The sequence below is a fragment of the Pedobacter foliorum genome (assembly GCF_013266735.1).
Classification (GTDB): domain Bacteria; phylum Bacteroidota; class Bacteroidia; order Sphingobacteriales; family Sphingobacteriaceae; genus Pedobacter; species Pedobacter foliorum.
Window position 1 is genome coordinate 507322 of sequence record NZ_JABSNU010000002.1, and the last position, 20766, is coordinate 528087.

Annotated in this window: 21 protein-coding genes; 6 read left to right on the plus strand and 15 right to left on the minus strand. The window is 37.1% G+C overall.

Features of this window, described 5'->3' with window-relative positions; translation table 11 throughout:
• Positions 1-135: 135 nt before the first annotated feature.
• Entirely contained in the window at positions 136-906 is a 771-nt protein-coding gene (gene rlmB, locus HQN83_RS05950) for a 23S rRNA (guanosine(2251)-2'-O)-methyltransferase RlmB (RefSeq protein WP_173089410.1), read from the plus strand.
• Between the two features lie 23 nt (positions 907-929).
• On the opposite strand, the gene HQN83_RS05955 is transcribed toward rlmB, so the two are convergent.
• The 3 genes from HQN83_RS05955 to HQN83_RS05965 form a co-directional block, all read right to left on the minus strand.
• Positions 930-2207, minus strand: a complete 1278-nt coding sequence (locus tag HQN83_RS05955) for an Hsp70 family protein (protein WP_173089411.1) — start codon at positions 2205-2207, stop codon at positions 930-932.
• A 90-nt stretch (positions 2208-2297) separates the two neighbouring features.
• The gene (locus tag HQN83_RS05960) at positions 2298-3389 is read right to left on the minus strand and encodes a mannose-1-phosphate guanylyltransferase (protein WP_173089412.1); all 1092 of its coding nucleotides are present in this window, start codon (positions 3387-3389) and stop codon (positions 2298-2300) included.
• Positions 3390-3408: 19 nt separating this feature from the next.
• On the minus strand, positions 3409-4374 hold the full coding sequence (locus HQN83_RS05965; RefSeq protein ID WP_173089413.1) for a KpsF/GutQ family sugar-phosphate isomerase: 966 nt from the start codon (positions 4372-4374) through the stop codon (positions 3409-3411).
• Between the two features lie 89 nt (positions 4375-4463).
• Here HQN83_RS05965 and recQ point away from each other — a divergent pair, with 89 nt between their 5' ends.
• Entirely contained in the window at positions 4464-6653 is a 2190-nt protein-coding gene (recQ, locus tag HQN83_RS05970) for a DNA helicase RecQ (protein ID WP_173089414.1), read from the plus strand.
• A 14-nt stretch (positions 6654-6667) separates the two neighbouring features.
• Positions 6668-7483: a 3-deoxy-8-phosphooctulonate synthase gene (kdsA, locus tag HQN83_RS05975; protein ID WP_173089415.1), complete on the plus strand. Its 816-nt coding sequence runs from the start codon at positions 6668-6670 to the stop codon at positions 7481-7483.
• A gap of 34 nt (positions 7484-7517) precedes the next feature.
• Here the strand turns inward: kdsA and HQN83_RS05980 are convergent, their stop codons facing one another.
• Positions 7518-9416 carry an OmpA family protein gene (locus HQN83_RS05980; protein ID WP_173089416.1) on the minus strand — a complete coding sequence of 633 codons (1899 nt, stop codon included), beginning with the start codon at positions 9414-9416 and terminating at the stop codon, positions 7518-7520.
• A 50-nt stretch (positions 9417-9466) separates the two neighbouring features.
• Entirely contained in the window at positions 9467-10090 is a 624-nt protein-coding gene (locus tag HQN83_RS05985; RefSeq protein ID WP_173089417.1) for a 7-carboxy-7-deazaguanine synthase QueE, read from the minus strand.
• 148 nt (positions 10091-10238) lie between these two features.
• Here HQN83_RS05985 and HQN83_RS05990 point away from each other — a divergent pair, with 148 nt between their 5' ends.
• A complete protein-coding gene (locus tag HQN83_RS05990) occupies positions 10239-10571 on the plus strand; it encodes a Rieske (2Fe-2S) protein (RefSeq protein WP_217277337.1) in 333 nt (110 codons plus the stop codon).
• A 128-nt stretch (positions 10572-10699) separates the two neighbouring features.
• Here the strand turns inward: HQN83_RS05990 and HQN83_RS05995 are convergent, their stop codons facing one another.
• From HQN83_RS05995 to HQN83_RS06020, 6 genes are all read right to left on the minus strand, one after another.
• Positions 10700-11581, minus strand: coding sequence for a bifunctional 5,10-methylenetetrahydrofolate dehydrogenase/5,10-methenyltetrahydrofolate cyclohydrolase (locus HQN83_RS05995; protein WP_173089418.1), 882 nt, complete (start codon positions 11579-11581; stop codon positions 10700-10702).
• A gap of 112 nt (positions 11582-11693) precedes the next feature.
• Complete coding sequence (gene lepA, locus HQN83_RS06000) at positions 11694-13481, minus strand: translation elongation factor 4 (protein ID WP_173089419.1); 1788 nt, start codon at positions 13479-13481, stop codon at positions 11694-11696.
• 30 nt (positions 13482-13511) lie between these two features.
• On the minus strand, positions 13512-14255 hold the full coding sequence (locus HQN83_RS06005; protein ID WP_173089420.1) for a copper homeostasis protein CutC: 744 nt from the start codon (positions 14253-14255) through the stop codon (positions 13512-13514).
• 11 nt (positions 14256-14266) lie between these two features.
• Positions 14267-15301 (minus strand): N(4)-(beta-N-acetylglucosaminyl)-L-asparaginase, encoded by a 1035-nt coding sequence (locus HQN83_RS06010; RefSeq protein ID WP_173089421.1) that lies wholly within the window; start codon positions 15299-15301, stop codon positions 14267-14269.
• Positions 15302-15317: 16 nt separating this feature from the next.
• On the minus strand, positions 15318-16121 hold the full coding sequence (locus HQN83_RS06015) for a nitrilase family protein (RefSeq protein WP_173089422.1): 804 nt from the start codon (positions 16119-16121) through the stop codon (positions 15318-15320).
• A 24-nt stretch (positions 16122-16145) separates the two neighbouring features.
• Positions 16146-17291: a methionine aminotransferase gene (locus HQN83_RS06020; RefSeq protein ID WP_173089423.1), complete on the minus strand. Its 1146-nt coding sequence runs from the start codon at positions 17289-17291 to the stop codon at positions 16146-16148.
• 67 nt (positions 17292-17358) lie between these two features.
• On the opposite strand from HQN83_RS06020, the gene HQN83_RS06025 reads away from it, so the two are divergent.
• Complete coding sequence (locus HQN83_RS06025) at positions 17359-18129, plus strand: queuosine precursor transporter (RefSeq protein WP_173089424.1); 771 nt, start codon at positions 17359-17361, stop codon at positions 18127-18129.
• Here the strand turns inward: HQN83_RS06025 and HQN83_RS06030 are convergent, their stop codons facing one another.
• From HQN83_RS06030 to HQN83_RS06045, 4 genes are all read right to left on the minus strand, one after another.
• Positions 18130-18507: a GreA/GreB family elongation factor gene (locus HQN83_RS06030; RefSeq protein ID WP_173089425.1), complete on the minus strand. Its 378-nt coding sequence runs from the start codon at positions 18505-18507 to the stop codon at positions 18130-18132. It abuts the gene before it with no gap.
• Positions 18508-19045: 538 nt separating this feature from the next.
• Positions 19046-19498, minus strand: coding sequence for an RES family NAD+ phosphorylase (locus HQN83_RS06035; protein ID WP_173089426.1), 453 nt, complete (start codon positions 19496-19498; stop codon positions 19046-19048).
• 2 nt (positions 19499-19500) lie between these two features.
• Positions 19501-19965, minus strand: a complete 465-nt coding sequence (gene parS, locus HQN83_RS06040) for a type II RES/Xre toxin-antitoxin system antitoxin (RefSeq protein WP_173089427.1) — start codon at positions 19963-19965, stop codon at positions 19501-19503.
• A gap of 62 nt (positions 19966-20027) precedes the next feature.
• A complete protein-coding gene (locus tag HQN83_RS06045; RefSeq protein ID WP_173089428.1) occupies positions 20028-20417 on the minus strand; it encodes a response regulator transcription factor in 390 nt (129 codons plus the stop codon).
• 161 nt (positions 20418-20578) lie between these two features.
• Here HQN83_RS06045 and HQN83_RS06050 point away from each other — a divergent pair, with 161 nt between their 5' ends.
• Positions 20579-20755, plus strand: coding sequence for a hypothetical protein (locus HQN83_RS06050; protein ID WP_048905246.1), 177 nt, complete (start codon positions 20579-20581; stop codon positions 20753-20755).
• Positions 20756-20766 lie beyond the last annotated feature (11 nt).

The following is a 20766-nucleotide window of genomic DNA, read 5'->3' on the forward strand; positions in this document are numbered from 1 at the left end:
TCATTTTGGTATGTCTCTTATGAATTTGAATAATTTGCTAACAGCAAGATGTTGATAAGCAAAACACTCGCTCATAAAAATTAGGTTAAATTAATAGCAATTTTTGAGCTATTTTTGCGCTTCAATTTTATGAAGATGGAAAACTCAAGAAGGTCTGCCAGACCTAAAGAAAATAATGAGTTCGTATTTGGTATACGTGCAGTAATAGAGGCTATTAAGGCTGGTAAAGATATAGAGACTATTTATATACAAAGGAATTTGACTGGTGAGATTATACTGGAGCTAAAACAGCTGTTAAAAGAGGTTGATGCACCGGTACATAATGTTCCAGTAGAGAAATTGAACCGGATGACTCAAAAGAATCATCAAGGTGTAATTGCTGTAATTTCATCAATTACTTTTCAAAAAATTGAAGACATCATTCCTATGATTTACGAAAAAGGAGAAACACCTTTGGTGTTGATTCTTGATGGAATTACGGATGTAAGAAATATGGGAGCGATAGCTAGAACTGCAGCGTGTGCTGGCGTTCATGCTATAGTTGTACCAACTAAAAATTCTGCGCAAATCAATGCTGATGCTATTAAAACATCAGCAGGAGCTTTATTTACCATACCGGTATGCAGACATCCAAATCTTCAGAAAATAGCTTTGTATTTACAGGAATGTGGTTTGCAAATTGTGGCTTGTACAGAGAAAACGAACGATTTAATATATGTTCCGGATTATACAACACCAACGGCTATTGTAATGGGGGCTGAGGATGAAGGTATTTCAAATGAAATCATGAGAATGGCTAATCATTTGGCTAAAATACCTATGATTGGCGAAATCAGTTCGTTAAACGTGTCAGTTTCTGCAGGTGTTATTTTGTATGAAGCAATAAGACAACGTTCGCAAGGATAAGAAATCTTATAAAGAGCCTGATCTTATGATACAGGCTCTTCAAATAAATATCCGCTATAGGCTAAGCCTTTAGCCACACTAATAAAATTATCTCCCGAATGCACTGGTGTATTTGGGAATTTTGTTTTAAAGAGCTCCTTAATAGCCGAAACCATGGATGTTCCGCCCGTTAAGAAAAGACTATCAATTTCATCTATACTTATCTGATTATTCAAAAGAAAATCATCCAGGTAAGCACTTATCTTTTTAAGATCCTTTTGGATAATGCCATTGTATTGATCTATGGATATCTCATCGTTAATTTCAATATCCATTTTTGAATATTGAAATTGTGAAACCTCGAGTGAAGATAATTCTACTTTAGTTTTTTCAACCGATTGGAAAAGGGAGTATCCAAGATTGTTATCAGTAAGCGTAAGTAGGTTCTTGAATTTTCTATCCTGTTTAGAGTAGTGATAATAGTTTTGAAGATCATTTTTAATCTTAATACCATTAAAAAAGTTCATTTGCTCCCACGAACAGATATTGGCAAACAAGGAAACAGGGACAGTCAGCATTTTTCCGGGAGCTGCCTCATACAAGGTGTGTTTTCCAAAGTGCGGGGTTCCTTTGTCCCACATAAATGCCGAATCGAAGCTGTCACCACCAATATAAATACCACCAGTAGCAATAATGTCGTTTCTTCTATCTTTATCGCCAACTTTGGCTGGGTCAAGTATCAAATAGGTAAAGTCAGTTGTTCCTCCGCCTAAATCTGCTACCAGTACTTTTTCTTTTTTGGTTATTGTCTTCTCATAGGCGAAAGCAGCACCTATTGGTTCAAATTGGAATCTCACCTCTTCAAAACCGGCATTTTCAGCTGCTTTGTTTAACCTTTTTTGCGCAAGGGCATCTTTAGCGGTATTGTCATCGTCAAAAAAAACAGGGCGGCCAATGATTGCTTTTTTACAATCATAACCTATAACCTCGTCTGCTTTTTCTTTTAATTCTTTTAAAATCAACGTAACAAGATCAGAGGCATTGTACTTTTTGTTGTGGATCCTGGTTTCAATAAAACTACTTCTTGGCAGAATACGTTTTATTGATTTCATAAATCGGCCTTTCATACCGTCCTTAATGTACTCTGAAATAGCTTGGTCACCCACTACATATTTAAGTGGCTCGGTGGCACTTTGTTCACTTTGAAAATAAAGTATTGAAGGGACAATAATGGTTTTTATGATTTCCTTTTTCTCTTCATCATAAATTGATAGGGCAGAATTGGTTGTCCCGAAATCAATTCCATATAAAAAATTAGACATTGCAACAGTAAAATTGATGTAAATAAAACAACACATCCGGATTTGGTTTAAGCCAGATCCGGATGTGTTAAAAGATTATAATTTAGTAAGTTAAATGTATTTTGTTCCGAACTTAGATTTTACATCAGCAACAATTTGTTTTATGCTTTGTTCCTCAGATCTCGGGCAAATTAATAGTGTATTGTTTGATTCAACAACAATATAGTCATGTAAATCTTGCAGAATAACCAATTTGTCTTTTGGAACGTTCACCATACAGTTAGATGAGTTAAACATCATCACTTTTTCTGATGGAATTACCGCATTACCAACATAGTCGTGTTCTGCAATGTCATATATTGAAGCCCATGTTCCAAGATCAGACCAGCCAAAATCAGCAGGAAGTACGTAAACATTGTCTGCCTTTTCCATAATGCCAAAATCGATAGAGATATTGGTGCATTGCAAGTATGCATTTCCGATAAATTCAATTTCGTTATTTGTATTATATAGGCCATTTCCCTGATGAAATATCTCATACATATCAGGCAAATGCTTAGAAAAGGCCTCATTTATAGATTTAGCTGACCAGATAAAAATACCTGCATTCCATAAAAAGTCGCCGCTTTGAACAAAGGATTTTGCCAGGTCTAAATTGGGCTTTTCAGTGAAGATTTTTACTTTATGAATTTGTTCATCGGTTTTTAAAGAACTTCCTGTGTATTGTATGTAACCATATCCTGTGTCAGGTCTGCTCGGTTTTATCCCTAACGTAATCAGGCAGTTATTTTCAGATGCTGCCTTTAACGATTGTTCGATAGCCGCAATAAAAGCATCCTGATTAGTAATAGTATGATCAGAAGGTGCTACTACGATAGTGGCATTTGGGTTAATTTGAGCAATTTTCATTGATCCATAAGAGATACAAGGAGCTGTATTTCTCATAATAGGTTCTGCCAGAATTTGATTTTCATTCAAATCAGGAAGTTGCTCCTTTACGATGTGAGTATATATTTCGTTTGTTACTACAAATATATTTTCTGGCGGACAGATTTTTAAGAAACGTTCGTATGTACTTTGTATTAGTGTTTTACCAACACCGAAAAAATCAATGAATTGCTTAGGATATTCTGTTCTACTAACAGGCCAGAAACGGCTTCCAACCCCACCAGCCATTATTAAAGCGTAATTGTTATTATTCATATCTGATGTTACAGTATCTTTAAATTATACCTTCCTGTAAAAGGTCGTGAAAATGTATCATGCCAAAATAGGTTCCATTATCAGTAACCAATAGTTGCGTAATGTTATTATCCTTAATCATATCTAAAGCGGTCATGGCCAAAATCTCCTTTTCTACCTTTTTTGGATTAGGGTTCATTAAGTCGCTCGCTTTAATGTCGGCTAAATTAGAATGTTTTTCTAACATTCTACGAATATCACCATCAGTAATTATCCCCAAAATCTCATTGTTTTCAATAACAACAACAGCACCCAAACGGTTTTGACTAATTTCTATTATCACATCTTTAACAGAGGCAGATGGATGAATACTTGGTTTCTCGTTCTTCAGGGCAATATCTCCTGCTTTTAAGTATAGCCTTTTACCCAGTGCTCCACCAGGGTGGTAGCGTGCAAAATCATCTTCATTAAAATTACGTGAATTTAACAAAGCAATAGCCAATGCATCACCCATGGCTAGCTGGGCAGTAGTACTTGTTGTAGGAGCAAGGTTGTGAGGACAAGCTTCCTTTTCTACTGATGTGTTCAATATAAAATCTGCCTGCATGGCTAGATCAGAATTCAGCTGACCAACCATACCGATCATTACGTTTCCGGCCTGCTTAAGCAGCGGAGTTAATACTTTAATTTCAGGAGTATTTCCGCTTTTAGATATACAGATTACAATGTCGTTTTTTTGGATCATTCCGAGGTCTCCGTGCACTGCATCTGCCGCGTGCATAAAGATTGCCGGAGTGCCTGTTGAGTTAAAAGTTGCTACAATCTTTTGCGCAATAATGGCGCTTTTGCCGATTCCAGTTACAATTACACGCCCCTCACTAGCTATAATCAGGTCAATAATCTTAACAAAATCGTCATTTATGTTCTCAATTAAGCCTAAAATAGCCTGAGCTTCCAACTGTAAAGTGCTAACAGCGTCGTCGATAATAGATTTTTTACTTTTCAAACAGAATTATTTAGTATATTGATGCTTTGAATTTGTGCAAAATTATGTTATTTTGAAGTAAAAATAGCACTGAATATTTTATACACGAAATGGATGTGAAAAAGTCGTTGTTTGACAACTTACAAACCTTTTTTGGTTTTGATAATTTTAAAGGTGATCAGGAGTCTATCATCACAAATATTCTTGAAAAAAGGAATACGTTTGTTATAATGCCTACGGGTGGGGGGAAGTCCATTTGCTATCAGTTGCCAGCTTTGATGGAAGAGGGAACTGCTATAGTAATATCGCCATTAATTGCACTGATGAAAAATCAGGTGGATCAGTTAAGGGCATTTGGAGGAAGTGATAGTATCGCACACTTTCTAAATTCTTCCTTAAATAAAGCTGAAATTACTCAGGTTAAAAGTGATTTACTAAGCGGACAAACAAAATTGTTATATGTTGCCCCGGAGTCACTTTCTAAGCAAGACAATATTGATTTCTTAAAATTGATTAAGATTTCTTTTGTGGCGGTTGATGAAGCTCACTGTATTTCTGAGTGGGGACATGATTTTAGACCTGAGTACCGAAAGATAAGACAGGTGATACAGGGTTTGGGCGAAGATATTCCAATTATAGCCTTAACCGCAACTGCAACACCTAAAGTTCAGCAGGATATCATTAAGAACCTGCAAATGTCTGATGCCACCTTGTTTAAATCATCATTTAACAGGCCAAACTTATTTTATGAGATCAGGCCTAAGAGGGATGTTATTAAAGAGATCATCAGGTATATAAAGTATAATACCGGTAAATCGGGTATTATTTATTGCCTTAGTCGTAAAAAGGTGGAAGAGGTTGCTGAAACCTTGAACCTTAACGGTATTAAAGCCCTCCCATATCATGCGGGCTTAGAACCCAAGGTTAGAGCCGAAACACAGGATAAGTTCCTTATGGAGGATGCAGAGGTTATTGTAGCCACCATTGCTTTTGGTATGGGGATAGATAAACCTGATGTTCGCTTTGTAATCCACCACGACATACCTAAGAGTATGGAAGGTTATTACCAGGAAACCGGTAGAGCCGGACGTGATGGTGGTGAAGGAATTTGTATTGCTTTTTACGCTCAAAAGGATGTAGATAAGCTTGCTAAGTTCATGAAGGACAAACCTGTATCTGAACGCGAAATAGGAACTCAGATATTAAAGGAAGTAATTGATTACGCCGAATCTGGAGTATGCCGTCGAAAGCAAATCCTGCATTACTTTGGAGAGAACTTTAATGAAACCGGTTGTAATTGTATGTGTGATAACTGCAAGAAACCAAAAAAACTATTTGAAGCAGAAGAATCATTACTGGTTCTGTTAAAACTGATCAAGAAAATAGGAGAGAAGTTTGATGATGCACATATATTGAGCGTTATTTTAGGAAATGAAACCGCACAAACAATTGCTTATGAACATAGTAAGCTTCCTGAATTTGGTTTAGGAGTTGTAGAAGGCGAGAACCATTGGAAATCGCTTATACGACAAGCTGTTCTAAATAACTTCCTATCAAAAGATATCGATAATTATGGTCTGCTTGGATTAACTAATGGTGGATTGAGTTTTATTGAAAACCCATACTCCCTTAAGTTTGTTCTAAACGAGCCAATTGAAAGCGCAGCAGATGATGATGAGGATGATGTTAAGCACGGCACTGGAGCAGTAGATGCTCAGTTACTGCAATTGCTTAAAGATCTGAGAAAGAAAATAGCTAAGCAAAAGAATGTACCTCCGTTTGTTGTGTTTCAAGACCCTTCGCTTGAAGAAATGTGTACCCATTATCCAATTTCAATGGAGGAGCTTAAGCAGATCTCCGGAGTTGGCCATGGTAAAGCACTTAAGTTCGGAGGATCTTTCCTTGAACTCATCAAAAAGTATGTAGAAGATAATGATATTGAGCGCCCGATTGACCTGATCATTAAAACACAGGCTAATAAATCTCAACTGAAAGTTTCTATCATTCAGAACATAGATAGGAAAATTGGACTTGAGGATATTGCTAAATCTAAAGGTATCACTTATGATGATATCCTTAAAGAGGTTGAGGCAATTGTAAACTCTGGTACTAAGCTTAACCTAAGCTACTTTGTAGATGAGGTGATAGATGAGGACCGTCAGGATGAAGTATTTGACTATTTCCAGTCTGCAGAGAACGACTCTATAGATGAGGCGTTAAAAGAGCTTGGAGAGGCAGATTATTCGCGTGAAGAAATACAGCTTATGCGTATTAAATTCATGTCAGAACTAGGTAACTAACAACAAAAACAACAATGATCAATTTCCCTTTAGATAATTTAAAAAATCAAGAATCAGGTAATTTCTTTTTAATGGCCGGGCCTTGCGCCATAGAAGGCGAGGAAATCGCCATGAGAATAGCCGAGAAGATAGTTACAATAACAGATAAACTACAAATACCATATATTTTTAAGGGGTCTTACCGCAAAGCCAACCGTTCTAAAGGAGATTCCTTTACAGGTATTGGTGATGAAAAGGCACTTAAAATATTAGAGAAAGTAAGCAAAACTTTTGGTGTACCAACAGTAACAGATATTCATGAAAGTGCTGAAGCCGCTATGGCTGCTGCTTATGTTGATGTATTGCAAATTCCAGCCTTTTTATGTAGACAAACTGATTTGCTAATTGCAGCTGCAAAAACAAATAAAGTTGTAAACGTAAAAAAAGGTCAGTTTCTATCAGCTGGATCAATGAAGTTTGCTGTAGAAAAGATAGTTGAAGCAGGTAACAATAAAGTAATCCTTACCGATAGAGGTAATACTTTTGGATATCAGGATCTTATTGTAGATTATCGTGGCTTGCCTGAAATGCAATCTTTTGGAGTGCCTGTTGTGATGGATTGTACGCATTCATTACAGCAACCAAATCAAAGCAGCGGAGTCACAGGCGGTAAACCAGCATTAATAGAAACTATTGCTAAAGCTGCAATTGCAGTAGGAGCAGATGGTTTGTTTATTGAAACGCATCCGGATCCTGCAAATGCAAAATCAGATGGTGCTAATATGTTGCACCTCGATCTACTGGAAGACCTTTTGGTTAAACTAATAAGAGTAAGAAAAGCGGTTATCTAACCGCTTTTTTTTATGGGGGTTGTTAAAGAAGTTATTATAACTTACTTATTATAAAAGAGGTTCTCCTGTTTAGCTTTCTATTTTCATCAGTGTTGTTAAGGGCGATGGGTTTTGTTTCGCCATATCCTTTGTAGGTTAGTCTCTCAGCTGCTATTTTATTCTCTAATAAATAATCATAAACTGCTTTTGCACGTTGCATAGATAGTTTCTCATTGTCTTTCACATTTCCAACATTATCGGTGTGCCCTTGTATTTCGATACTGACATTTGTGTTGTTTTTTAACAGATTAACAAGAGTTGTTAGCTCAGTAACAGATGCAGGCAGCAAATTATACTGATTGGTATTAAAGAATATGTTTTTCAGGATTACATTGGTGCCTACTTTTAGCTTTTCAAGTAAAATCTCTAGCACAAAGGGTTTATTCGTATAGGAATTGTTCAATTCATAATTTTCAGAATGAAACAGATAGCCATCAGCGCTAGCATTAAAGGCATAATTTCCTCCAATTGGCATTACGGCAAGGAAGCCTCCAGTTTCTTTAGAAGTATAGTCGTTGTATTCTGTTTTCTCATTTTTTAGATTCACTATCTGAATCTGTGCTTCCAAAAATGCCCCCGTTTCTTTATCCTTTACAATCCCTTTTACATAAGTAATTGGAAGTGGCTTTTTGTTTTCAGGCATTTTGAATTGGTAGATGTCCATATCTCCAAATCCTCCCTTTAAGTTAGAAGAAAACAAACCTTCTGTGCCATCTGGAGTTACAATTAAGCCGGTCTCCTCGTTAAACGTATTAATCGGGTAGCCCATGTTTTCCGGCTTTTCCCAATGACCTGTATCATCTAGTCTGCTTAAAAAAATATCTTTGTTTCCTAATCCTGGCCATCCATCAGATGAGAAATAAAGCGTTTTTCCGTCAGGATGTATAAATGGAGTATGCTCATCGTATGGTGTATTTATTTCCGGACCAAGGTTTTTAGGGGTATCCCAATATCCATCGCCTTTTAGTGTGCTTTTCCAAATATCATAACCACCTAAGCCTCCTGGTCTATTGCTTACAAAATACAGCGTGGTACCATCAGGGCTAATTGCAGGCTGCGAATCCCAGAATGGAGAGTTTAAAGGAGCACCAAGATTAAAAGGCTCACCCCAGTTATTACCATCTTTATGACTGACATAAATGTCGCATCTGCCTAGGCCATCTGGCCTGTTACATCCAGTAAAAAACAAGTAAAGCCCATCTGGAGAAATTGATTGTGCGCCCTCATTGAATTTTGAGGTGTTAATTTTATCACTTAATGGAGTAGGAGTATTCCATTCTTTATTTACTTTATGCGAGATATAAAAGTCCTCGTTTCCATCAATATTTCTACTGAAAATTAAGCTTTCGCCATCTGCAGTGATAGATGGGAAGTAATCTCTATAGCTTGAATTTATTTCTTTTCCGAGATTAACAGGCTCATATTTTTGAGGAGATTTTATTGCTAAAACGGCAAATTCACAATCTTTAAGGTATTTGCTAGCCTTGTTAATAAAGTCTTTATCATTGCCTTTGTAGTTTTTAATAAAGACGTTGATATGTTGTAATGCATTAGAATAATCACCGGTGTTTAACTCGGATTCTGCTAAACCATAAAATAATCGGGGATCAGCTTTTTCTGCACCAAGATTTAAAGCATTTGTATAAGCAGATTTAGCTGCTTCAAAGTTCTTGGTTCTGCGATTAATGTCGCCAAGCTGTATAAAGGCAAATTGAAAAGAAGGATCGTCTTTTACCGATTGCTGTAAAGCAGAAACAGCAAGGTCGTAATTATCCTGCTTTAAAAATTCCTGAGCTTTATCAAAATTGGTTTGCGCCTTTTTTACATTGCTGGTTTGCGCACCGACATATATTATTATAAAGAATAAGAAGGATGTGAGCAACGTTTTCTTCATTGACGCTTATATTAACGAGAATATTAAATATAGCGAAATAGCCCGAAAACCTATGGTATATTTAAATATTTATGTGTTTGCAAAGAAATTTCCCATTTAGGATTGGCCATTACATAATCAATAATCAAAGGAGTAATCTCTTTTGATTTAGACCATTCCGGTTGCAGGTAAAGCTTACAAGTATCCGAAACTGTCTCTGCATATTTCTCAGCCCATTCAAAATCACTTTTGTTAAATACAATTACTTTAAGCTCATTTGCGAAAGGAGTAATGTCAGGTCTTGGTGCTTTAAACTTCTTTGGTGAAAGACAAATCCAATCCCATTCACCGGATAGCGGGTATGCGCCCGAAGTCTCAATAAAAGTCAATATGTTTTTCTCACGAAGACGCTTAGTAAGGTAATCAAGATTATATATCAGAGGTTCACCACCGGTAATCACAACTGCTTTTCCTGGAAATGTATCCGCTTTGGTAACAATATCATCAGATAAAGTAAGTGGGTGAAGTTCTGCATCCCAGCTTTCTTTTACATCACACCAGTGGCAACCCACATCACAACCGCCTAAACGAATAAAATAAGCTGCTTTACCGGTATTAAATCCTTCTCCTTGTATTGTGTAAAACTCTTCCATTAAAGGAAGTAGTGTGCCGTCTGCTGGTATTTGATGTGCCATATATAGGGTTGCAAAGTTAAATAAATATCCGAGGGAAATTAGATTATATGTATATTGAGCAGATATAAATGACCTATCTGTGAAGAAATCATGATTATTTTAATCATTGATTTTAAAATAGTTGTTTAAAATTTAATAGAGTTCGATTTTGAAGTGGCATAAAATAGAGACAGAAATACCCGATGAGGAATTTGTGAAGCAGATTAATGTAGATGGTAAAAAGCTCTGCCTGGTAAAACATCAAGAAAAACTTTTTGTAGTACAAAACACTTGTCCGCATGCCGGTGGTATTTTAAGCGGAGGTTGGTGTAAAAATGGAAACCTCATTTGTCCAATTCATCGTTGGGAATATAACCTTGAAAACGGAAGAGGAGGTGAGGGGCAGGGCGATTACATAGATATTTACCCAATAGAAACAAGATCTGATGGGGTTTATGTAGGCTTTAAAGAAAGCTGGATTAAAAAGTTGTTTGGGAAATAAGGGTTAATTAACAGTACACTCGTCATCCTGAATTTATTTCAGGACCTCTCAAGAGAAAGAAAGCCTTGCTAGTGCGAGGTCCTGAAATAAATTCAGGATGACGAGTGTGTTAATAATAACAGGCCTAATTACCCGTAAATTTCTTTTTTAGCAGAAGCAAGTGTGTTCTTTAATAAACCAACAATGGTCATTAAGCCAACACCGCCCGGTACAGGAGTAATCCAAGAAGATACAGGAGCAACGTTGTCAAAATCAACATCTCCATATAGTTTGTATCCCGATTTGGTAGTTTCAGAAGTTTCTCTGTTCATACCCACATCTATAATAATAGCACCAGGTTTAACCATATCAGCAGTGATGAAATTCTTTTTGCCAATAGCAGCAATAATAATATCAGCCTGCAAACACATTTCTTTTAAGTTAGTAGTTCTGCTATGTGTAAGAGACACAGTACAGTTGCCAGGATTTGCATTGCGCGCCATAAGAATACTCATTGGGCTACCAACAATATTACTTCTGCCAACAACTACACAATGTTTACCAACTGTATCTATTTCATAAGATTTCAACATTAGCATAATGCCATAAGGCGTAGCAGGAATGAAGCATGGTAAATTACGCATCATGCGACCTAAATTGATAGGGTGAAAACCATCCACATCCTTACGATGATCGATAGCTTCAGTTACCTTTTCAGGATCAATATGTTTAGGCAATGGAAGTTGAACAATTAAACCGTCAACACCAGCATCCTGATTAATTTCTTTAACTTTTTGTAATAATTCTTCTTCAGTAACAGTAACATCGTATCTGATCAGTGAAGACTGGAAGCCAACTTTTTCACAGTTTTTCATTTTACTGGCAACATAAGTCTCACTTCCACCATCATTACCTACAAGTATGGCTACCAGATGAGGCTTTCTGCCACTAGTTGCTAAAAAATCTGCAGCTTCAACTGCTATTTCCTGTTTTATTTTCTCTGATACAAATTTTCCGTCAAGTAATTTCATCCTAGTATATCGTGCTTATGTATTTAGTCGGCAGTATTTAGTACTTAGGCTAGCTGCATATTCGAGCTATGTCTAAGTACTAAATACTATCTACTAAGTACTAATTTAAAAGTTAATCTAATTTCAATACCGCCATAAATGCAGTTTGTGGGATTTCCACATTACCTACCTGGCGCATACGTTTTTTACCTTGTTTTTGTTTTTCCAAGAGCTTACGTTTACGAGAAATATCACCACCATAACATTTTGCGGTAACATCCTTACGTAAGGCACTAAGCGTTTCACGGGCAATAACTTTTGCACCAATAGACGCTTGTATTTTAATCTCGAATTGTTGACGAGGGATTAGTTCTCTTAGTTTTTCACAAATTTTCTTACCAAAATCGTAAGCGTTGCTACGGTGAATCAATGAAGATAAAGCATCAACTGGTTCATCATTTAACAACATATCTAATCTAACCAGATCAGACTTGCGGTAACCAATCTGATGGTAGTCAAATGAAGCATAACCTTTAGAAATCGTTTTTAATTTATCATAAAAATCAAAAACAATCTCTCCCATAGGCATCTCAAAAACAAGCTCTACACGATCAGAAGTCAGGTAAGATTGATTTGCAATAATTCCTCTTTTCTGGATACAAAGTGACATTACCGGGCCAACAAATTCAGCTTTAGTAATGATGTTTGCTTTGATAAATGGTTCTTCAACAGAATCCAATTTACTTGGATCTGGTAAATCTGAAGGATTGTTTACAATAACTTCTTCACCTTTGGTAGTATGTGCAACGTATGATACGTTGGGTACGGTTGTAATAACCGTCATATCAAATTCACGCTCTAAACGTTCCTGAATAATCTCCATGTGCAGCATTCCTAAGAAACCGCAACGGAAACCGAAACCTAAGGCAGCAGAACTTTCCGGCTCAAATACGATAGAAGCATCATTCAATTGCAACTTGTGCATTGCCTCACGTAATTCCTCAAATTCATCAGTATCAACAGGATAAATACCTGCGAAAACCATTGGTTTAACCTCTTCAAAACCTTGAATCGACTCTAAAGATGGTCTGTCAACAGTAGTAATTGTATCACCAACTTTTACCTCACGAGCTTCTTTAATACCGGAAATAATGTAACCCACATCACCGGTTTTAACTACAGCACGAGGCGACATATCCAGTTTTAAAATACCAACTTCGTCAGCTAAATACTGTTTACCTGTGTTAATGAATTTAACTTTATCACCTTTTTTAATTTGACCGTTTATTACTTTATAGTAAGCAATAATTCCCCTAAAAGGATTAAAAACAGAGTCAAAAATCAAAGCCTGTAAAGGTGCTTCAGGATCTCCAACAGGAGCAGGAACACGGTCTACAATAGCTTGAATAATATCAGGAATACCCAAACCTGTTTTACCAGATGCAGGAATGATATCTTCGCGCTTACAGCCGATCAGATCAATAATCTGGTCTTTTACTTCCTCAGGCATTGCCCCAGGTAAATCCATTTTATTTAAAATCGGAATAATTTCAAGATCGTGCTCTAGAGCTAGATATAAGTTTGAAATGGTTTGTGCCTGAATTCCCTGAGATGCATCAACAATAAGTAGTGCACCTTCGCAAGCTGCGATAGAACGAGAAACTTCATAAGAAAAATCAACGTGTCCAGGTGTATCAATCAGGTTGAAATTGTATTCAATATCACCTACCTTATAGTTCATTTGTATGGCATGACTTTTAATAGTAATGCCTCGTTCGCGCTCAAGGTCCATGTTATCCAATAACTGGGCCTGCGATTCGCGTTGAGAAATCGTCTCGGTATATTCTAACAAACGGTCAGCCAAGGTGCTTTTCCCGTGGTCAATATGTGCAATTATGCAAAAATTACGTATATGCTTCATCAGTGGCGCAAAGATAAGGTTTTGAGCGGATTATTCCGCAGGTTTGTTTGCTAGCTCGATTAAATTTTTTACAGTCTCACTATCAGTAAGATCGTAACTGAACTCATCGGCTATGCTTCCCATGCTCAATCTGGGGTTTCTGAACTGCATTTCGCTCTTTACAGCATGCCTTGCAGAGGCATGAAATTCTTTAGCGCCTGTTATTTTAATGATGTCAGAAATATTACTTGCTGAAACACCTGCGCCCGGCATAATAATGATTCTGCCTTCAGCTTGTTTAATTAGCTTGGCAAGTACATCAGCGCCTTTAAGTGCCGAAGCTTCTCCTCCTGATGTAAGGATGCGCTCGCAACCCAACTCAATAATGTCCTCCAGTGCCTTTTCAAGGTCGTTGCTCATGTCAAAAGCCCTATGAAAAGTTACAGGCATTGGTTTCGCTGTTTCAATCAGCTCTGCACATCTTTCCTTGTCTACACTGCCATCGGCCTTTAAAATGCCAATAACTACTCCATTGCAATTTAATGATTTACAGATTTTTATATCTTCCTTCATTAAATTGAACTCCAACTCTGAGTACAAGAAATCGCCGCCACGTGGACGTATAATTGGATATACCTTTATTGATAATGTTTTTTTAGCTAATGCAATCTGAGCATAGCTTGGCGTTGTACCGCCTTCAGGTAAATTATCGCATAACTCAACCCTAATTGCGCCACCTTCCTGAGCTGCAAGAGCAGACCTTACGGAATTGGCGCAAACCTCCATATTTACCATGATACTAAATCTTAATAATAACTTTTTCCGGGAATTAACAGGTCATCTTTCTGCTCAGTACAAACGGCATAACTAAAGCCTTTCTGAATAGCGTAAGCGCCGTATTCACCTTTTTTATTGATGGCAAGAAAGCCTACCTGTATTACTTTTGCAGTTTCAGGTTTCTTTTTGATGATTCTCATAACCGCTTCTTTGCAAGCATCTTCCGGTGAATAACCTTGGCGCATCAGTTCTACAACCAAGAAACTTCCAACGTTACGAATCACCTCTTCGCCAACTCCGGTAGAAGTAGCACCACCAACCTCATTGTCAACATACAAGCCAGCACCAATTATCGGACTGTCGCCAACACGGCCATGTAGTTTGTAAGCCATTCCACTGGTAGTACAAGCACCGGAGATATTGCCTTTGGCATCAATAGCCAGCATACCTATGGTGTCGTGATTGTATTGATTTCCAGGTAATTTAGTGGGAGCAGCCTTTTGGTAAAGTTTGTTCTCTATGTTCATTACCGGAGCATATTTTGCAGTTTTAAGCCATTCTTTCCAGGCTTTTTCACTTTCCTTGGTCAATAAGTTTTCTTTTTTAAAACCATTTTCCAAAGCAAATTGAAGTGCACCATCACCAACAAGCATAACATGCGGCGTTTTTTCCATTACCAATCTGGCAACAGAAATTGGGTGCATAATGTATTCAAGACCAGCTACAGAGCCGCAATTACCTTGCTCGTCCATAATACAGGCATCAAGCGTAACATGGCCATCTCTGTCTGGCAAGCCACCATAACCTACAGACTGATTTTTTGGATCAGCTTCTGGTACATGTACGCCTTGTTCAACAGCATCTAAAGCTCTTCCGCCTTTGGAAAGTACTTTCCAAGCGGCCTGATTAGCTGCAATTCCAAAATCCCAGGTAGAGATTACAATAGGTTTAACATCAACAGAAGCCGATGTGGTCGGAATAATTCCGGCAATACTTTTTTTATCAATAGCAAGTAGCGAAGCTGATATTGCTGTTGTTTTTATGAATTTTCTACGATTAAACATTGTAGTGTTAAAGTAACTAAATAATTTTAAAATTATCGGCATCTCTTAGGAAAGGAAAACTACGGCGAGTTTTAACCAATTCCTCGTAACCTATGCTGAAGGTGTATAGATCTTCATCTTCAGGTTTGTAGTAAATAGTTTTTCCCATTGGGTCAATACATTGAGAGTGACCACTATGGTAAACTTCTTTGCCATCATGACCAACCCTGTTTGCTGCAATTACATAACTTTGATTTTCGATAGCGCGAGCAGGAATAAGTGCATTCCAATGACTCGACCTTTTATCCGGCCAGCTTGCTATTAATAGCAAAATATCATACTCTGCATTCTGATTGCGCAACCAAACCGGGAAACGCAGATCATAGCAAATGGCCAAACGTATTTTCCAGCCTTTTAGGTCTACAATTACTTTGTCCTCACCGGGAGCATAGTTTTTGTCTTCATCGCCTAATCCAAAAAGGTGACGTTTATCATAATGACTAAAAGTGCCGTCTGGTAACATCCAGATTAATCTGTTATAGTATTTATTGTTTTCTTTTATGATTAAACTTCCGGTAACTACGCATTCATATTTCTCGGCTGTTTGAGCCATCCATTGCATGGTTTTTCCATTCATCTCTTCTGCAAGCGATTCAGCATTCATGCTAAAACCTGTATTGAACATCTCTGGAAGTACAATCAGGTCAGTTTTTTCTTTTATCCCCATTGATAACCTTAGGGCAAGGTTTTGTAAGTTTTTATCTATATTTTCCCAAAATAGGTAGGCCTGATAAATCGTAACTTTGAGATTGCTAATATTCAGGTAATTTGGTTGATCCATTATTCTAATTTAAAGGGATGTAAATTATAACTTCATTAGTCCTTCAACGGCTTTTTCCAGTGTTTCGTGCTTTTTAGCGAAACAAAAGCGTAAAACTTTATGATCTGTATTTCTAATGTAGAAGGCCGAAACAGGTATGCTGGCTACTCCGTTTTCCCTAACAAGCTTTTGAGCCATATCCGTATCTTTCTCATCATTCAAGTGAGCATAGCTAACACATTGAAAGTAAGAGCCATGGCAAGGTAATAATTTAAATTTAGTTTCGCCAAGTAAAGAGCGGAAGAAATCCCTCTTTTCCTGGAAAAAATCAGATAATCCGGTATAAGTTTCAGGAGATTTAAGGTAATTGGCAATACCCACCTGCATTGGTGTATTTACGCTGAAAACATTGAATTGGTGTACTTTACGAAACTCTTTCATCAAGTTTGCCGGAGCTAAGCAGTAACCTAATTTCCAGCCTGTTGTATGTAGGAGTTTGCCAAATGAGGCCACAATAAAACTCCGGTCTCTAAGTTCAGGGTGTAAAGCCATGCTATGATGCTTTTTACCATCAAATATGATGTGTTCGTAAACCTCATCACTTAAAATAAGGATGTCTGTATTTTTGGTGAGTTTAATGAGGGCTTTAATGTCCTTTTCACTTAAAATACTGCCGGTAGGATTATGCGGACTGTTTAAAATGATCATTTTGGTGTTCACGGTAAACAACTTCTTTACCATTTCCCAGTCTATTTCATAATCTGGCGGTGCCATCTCATAAGGTTTTACCAATCCGCCCAGTAATTTAATAGCAGGAGCGTAAGAGTCATAAGCCGGTTCAAAAACAATAACCTCGTCACCTGGAATTATGCACGAAGATAGTGCTGTGAAAATAGCTTGCGTGCCACCGGCAGTAACTGTAACCTCGGTTTCAGGATTGTAAACCGCATCGTATAGTGTATTTGCTTTTTCAGCAATAAGCTCTCTTAGCGATTGTAAACCGGGCATAGGAGCATACTGATTAAAGCCTTTTTTCATGGCATCAGCAACAAAATCTATCAATTTAGGATCACAATCATAGTCAGGAAATCCTTGCGATAGATTTATAGCATTATGTTCTTCAGCTAGTTTAGACATCACAGAAAAAATAGTGGTGCCAACTGTCGGTAATTTTGAATTTATTGATATCATGTTTAAGCGAAAATAGAAATAATATTTATCCCGTTATATCGGAATTATTTAATAATTTCATTGGGCTATGACTTTTAAAACGAAAGAGAGCAGACTACTGCTCATTTTAGGGAGCTTCTTTGTTGCAAATGCTATACTTTCAGAGTTTATAGGTGTAAAGATCTTTACGGTTGAAGGCACTCTCGGCATCGAAAAGTTTAATATTAATTTATTAGGGGTGCCCAATCTTTCTTATAATATGTCTGCAGGGGTTTTAACCTGGCCTATTATATTTATCATGACAGATATTATCAATGAGTATTTCGGGGTAAAGCAAGTTCGTAATTTATCTATTTTAACAGCCGCTTTAATAGGATACGCATTCATTGTTGTAGGCGGAGCGATGCATTTGCAACCTTCCGATTTTTGGGTTACACAAAACATTAATGGAGAATCTTTAAATATGAATAATGCCTTTGCCGGTATATTTGGGCAAGGTATGTGGATCATAGTAGGTTCCATTGTTGCTTTCTTGGTAGGTCAGATTGCTGATGTATTCATTTTTCATAAAATAAAGAAAGTTACCGGCGACAAGGCCTTGTGGTTACGTGCCACCGGTTCAACATTAATTTCGCAGTGTATTGATAGCTTTGTGGTTATCTTTATTGCTTTTTATCTTAATCCTCAGTACCACTGGAGCTGGCAAATGGTTGCTGCTATTGGTCTGGTAAATTATACTTATAAGTTTGTGGTAGCCATCCTGATGACTCCAATACTATATCTTGTGCATGGCATTATTGATAGGTATCTCGGAAAAGATCTATCTCATAGAATGATAACAATGGCAGGCAGGAGTTAGTTACATCCTGCTTACCGATAGTATTTTAAATTCCTGTAATCCGTCTGGCATCTCCCAGGTAATAATGTCGTTGGTTCTGTAGCCAAATAATGCAATCCCGATAGGTGCAAAAACTGATACCTTTTGAACTTTAATGTTGGCTTCTTCGGGCATTACCAATTTAAAGGTAAACTCTTTTCCTGTTTTTGTATTGGCTATACGAGCCTCCGATTTTAAGCACACCACATCCTCTGGAAGTTCTTCTTCTGTGTATATAGTGGCTTCCTTTAATTCGATACGTAGTTTTTCTTTGTTGTAAGCGCTCATATTTGATTTCTCTAAATGTTCCTTTAGTAATTTAAAGTCGCTTTTTGATAATGACAATGATTTAGTTTCCATGATCTTAAATGTTTTGTGAAATAATATTTATTGGATTTTTTCAAAAAGTTAAATACGCGATGCAGCTGCTGCTGAAAACGCATTAAAAATTGAAAAAAAGAAAAAGCAGATTTTTATCAGGTGCTTTTAACCCCCGCATCGAAAAAAGAAAATCGAAATGATACGGGGCTTAGTTAATAAAGTCCTTACTAGTGGTTTGAAAACTAAAACCGAATGGATAGTTTTCTCTAAAAAACCTTTTAAAAAGTGCATACGCATGTAACTGATGCCTGTTATAGGCTTCAATTATAGCTTTTTGTATGTTCTTTTGGTATTTCATTGAATGCTAATGTCGACACCTTTTTCCTTATTTCAAAAGAAAATCGGCTTTTACATTGAAAAATGATCCGATTTTTACTTTTAGGCAGAGTTCTGTTATGGGGGCGTTGGTAGGGCTTTGCTAGGGTGTTGCTAGGGCCTTGGTAGGGCCAAAAGCCCTAGCAACATCCTATAAGTACCGTGTTAACGGTTACACAATTTACTGTTGATGTAAAGTGAATTAAGAGTTTTTAATTCTTCTGTCGAACACAAAAGGCTCAGACTTTATTAATCGGATTGATTTAAAATCTTGATGAAGGGGGTTAATCAGGTAATTGTATTCGGCAATAATAATAGAAGACGGAACTTTTAAAATGGCAGATTTACCATCGCTGATCCAATCTTCACCAATTTTTTGGGTTAAAGGGATGTTGTGGTATTCAATCCAGTCGGCCGGAAGCTTTTTAGTGTCTACAGGGATGATTCTAATGTCGTCAGGAATTTCGATGGTCATTACCTGAAACGATTGATTTAGTCCTATTTGATTTCTATGCACCACGTTTTCAAGGCAAGCTAACGAACGGGAGCCTGCACTATAAATCACCTCTACATCGTTAGGGTTCCAGCGTGCAGCTCTGCCCGAAGCAAATAGTTTGGTGGCGTATTTAGCTAAAGCAATACGAAATACCTGCATAGTTAAGCTAAATCACCGTGTTCAATTCTGATTAGCTCTTCTTCAATTAGTGTAATACCGGTAATGGTATCCATAAGATCAAAAGGGGTTTGGTTGCCAAGCCCGTAAGAAGGGGTGTTTAACCACTGATGAAAAAGCTTTGCAGAACCAAAGATTTCGATGCCTTTATCAAAAAGAGAAAAAGACTTTAACAGTTTTTCACTTAAGGCGGCATCTAGCTTTGATGAGTTTGAAACGTAGTTTTGTATCGTTTTTACGTTTGTTTTAAAAGTATCCTGAAATTCTTCTTTGGTGAAACCTGAAAGGTTTAAAAAATCAATGGCTGCTTTTGCTGATAACCCATTTTTAGAGTTGGTAAGCACACTGATTGGATTACCATACAATGATTGATAGGAAGCAATAACAGCGCTCTCTGAAACTACTGATACTTTTGATTTTGTTTTATATGGTTTTGGTGTATTTGCCATGATGCTTTTATCTAATACAAAACAAATATAGGAATTTTTTCTTTAATTATTGGAATTTTTTCTCATCGTTTTTTATAGCCATAATGATGGATGCCTTTTAATGTTTTTTCTACAGAATTAAGCATGTCATCCAGATCAAAGGGTTTGCTGATAAAACCGTCAGCGCAGGCTTCTGTCAGAACGGCTCTTTCGGCGGCATGAGCCGACATGATAACAATGGAGATATGACTGGTTTTTTGATCTTTTTTTAAGGCCCTGCAAATATCTATACCGTTGCCATCAGGCAACATTACGTCTAAAAGTATCAATTCTGGGTGCTGAATGCCTATTTTTTCATAAAATTCTTTCGCAGTTCCAGAAGTTGTCACCTCATAGCCGGCTTCTAATAGCACGTATTCAACAATAAATCGGATATCTGCGTCATCCTCAATAACATGTATAATTTTACCCATAGCATAATCATTTGTATAGCCTGCTTAAAAAAATAACCCCGGAACCAAGAAAAGGTTTTCGAAAAAAAGAGTTCGGGTACAAAAAGTGCAATAGAAGTGAAGTTATGCGCGTTTATTTCTAAAATAATATATATTTGGCTTATAAATTAAAAAATCAAAACATGGAAAAATTTTCAAAAGTTAAAGAATTGTTAGCTTCTGTTGAGGCTGATGCTGAGAAATTTTACAATTCTGGCAACAACGCAGCTGGAACAAGAGTACGTAAAGCTATGCAAGATTTAAAAGTTCTTGCTCAAGAAATTCGTGCTGAAGTTACTGAGAAAAAAAACGCTAAATAAGTAGTAATTTA

Bases quoted from the DNA above. Each gene is read 5' to 3' on its own strand.
- HQN83_RS05980 (WP_173089416.1), bottom strand. From the start codon at position 9,416: ATGAAGAAAACGTTGCTCACATCCTTCTTATTCTTTATAATAATATAT.
- HQN83_RS06010 (WP_173089421.1), bottom strand. From the start codon at position 15,301: ATGTTTAATCGTAGAAAATTCATAAAAACAACAGCAATATCAGCTTCG.
- HQN83_RS06005 (WP_173089420.1), bottom strand. From the start codon at position 14,255: ATGGTAAATATGGAGGTTTGCGCCAATTCCGTAAGGTCTGCTCTTGCA.
- HQN83_RS06030 (WP_173089425.1), bottom strand. From the start codon at position 18,507: ATGGAAACTAAATCATTGTCATTATCAAAAAGCGACTTTAAATTACTA.
- HQN83_RS06035 (WP_173089426.1), bottom strand. From the start codon at position 19,498: ATGCAGGTATTTCGTATTGCTTTAGCTAAATACGCCACCAAACTATTT.
- lepA (WP_173089419.1), bottom strand. From the start codon at position 13,481: ATGAAGCATATACGTAATTTTTGCATAATTGCACATATTGACCACGGG.
- HQN83_RS06050 (WP_048905246.1), top strand. From the start codon at position 20,579: ATGGAAAAATTTTCAAAAGTTAAAGAATTGTTAGCTTCTGTTGAGGCT.
- HQN83_RS06015 (WP_173089422.1), bottom strand. From the start codon at position 16,121: ATGGATCAACCAAATTACCTGAATATTAGCAATCTCAAAGTTACGATT.
- HQN83_RS06045 (WP_173089428.1), bottom strand. From the start codon at position 20,417: ATGGGTAAAATTATACATGTTATTGAGGATGACGCAGATATCCGATTT.
- parS (WP_173089427.1), bottom strand. From the start codon at position 19,965: ATGGCAAATACACCAAAACCATATAAAACAAAATCAAAAGTATCAGTA.
- kdsA (WP_173089415.1), top strand. From the start codon at position 6,668: ATGATCAATTTCCCTTTAGATAATTTAAAAAATCAAGAATCAGGTAAT.
- HQN83_RS05985 (WP_173089417.1), bottom strand. From the start codon at position 10,090: ATGGCACATCAAATACCAGCAGACGGCACACTACTTCCTTTAATGGAA.
- HQN83_RS06020 (WP_173089423.1), bottom strand. From the start codon at position 17,291: ATGATATCAATAAATTCAAAATTACCGACAGTTGGCACCACTATTTTT.
- HQN83_RS05955 (WP_173089411.1), bottom strand. From the start codon at position 2,207: ATGTCTAATTTTTTATATGGAATTGATTTCGGGACAACCAATTCTGCC.
- rlmB (WP_173089410.1), top strand. From the start codon at position 136: ATGGAAAACTCAAGAAGGTCTGCCAGACCTAAAGAAAATAATGAGTTC.
- HQN83_RS06025 (WP_173089424.1), top strand. From the start codon at position 17,359: ATGACTTTTAAAACGAAAGAGAGCAGACTACTGCTCATTTTAGGGAGC.
- HQN83_RS05995 (WP_173089418.1), bottom strand. From the start codon at position 11,581: ATGAAATTACTTGACGGAAAATTTGTATCAGAGAAAATAAAACAGGAA.
- HQN83_RS05960 (WP_173089412.1), bottom strand. From the start codon at position 3,389: ATGAATAATAACAATTACGCTTTAATAATGGCTGGTGGGGTTGGAAGC.
- recQ (WP_173089414.1), top strand. From the start codon at position 4,464: ATGGATGTGAAAAAGTCGTTGTTTGACAACTTACAAACCTTTTTTGGT.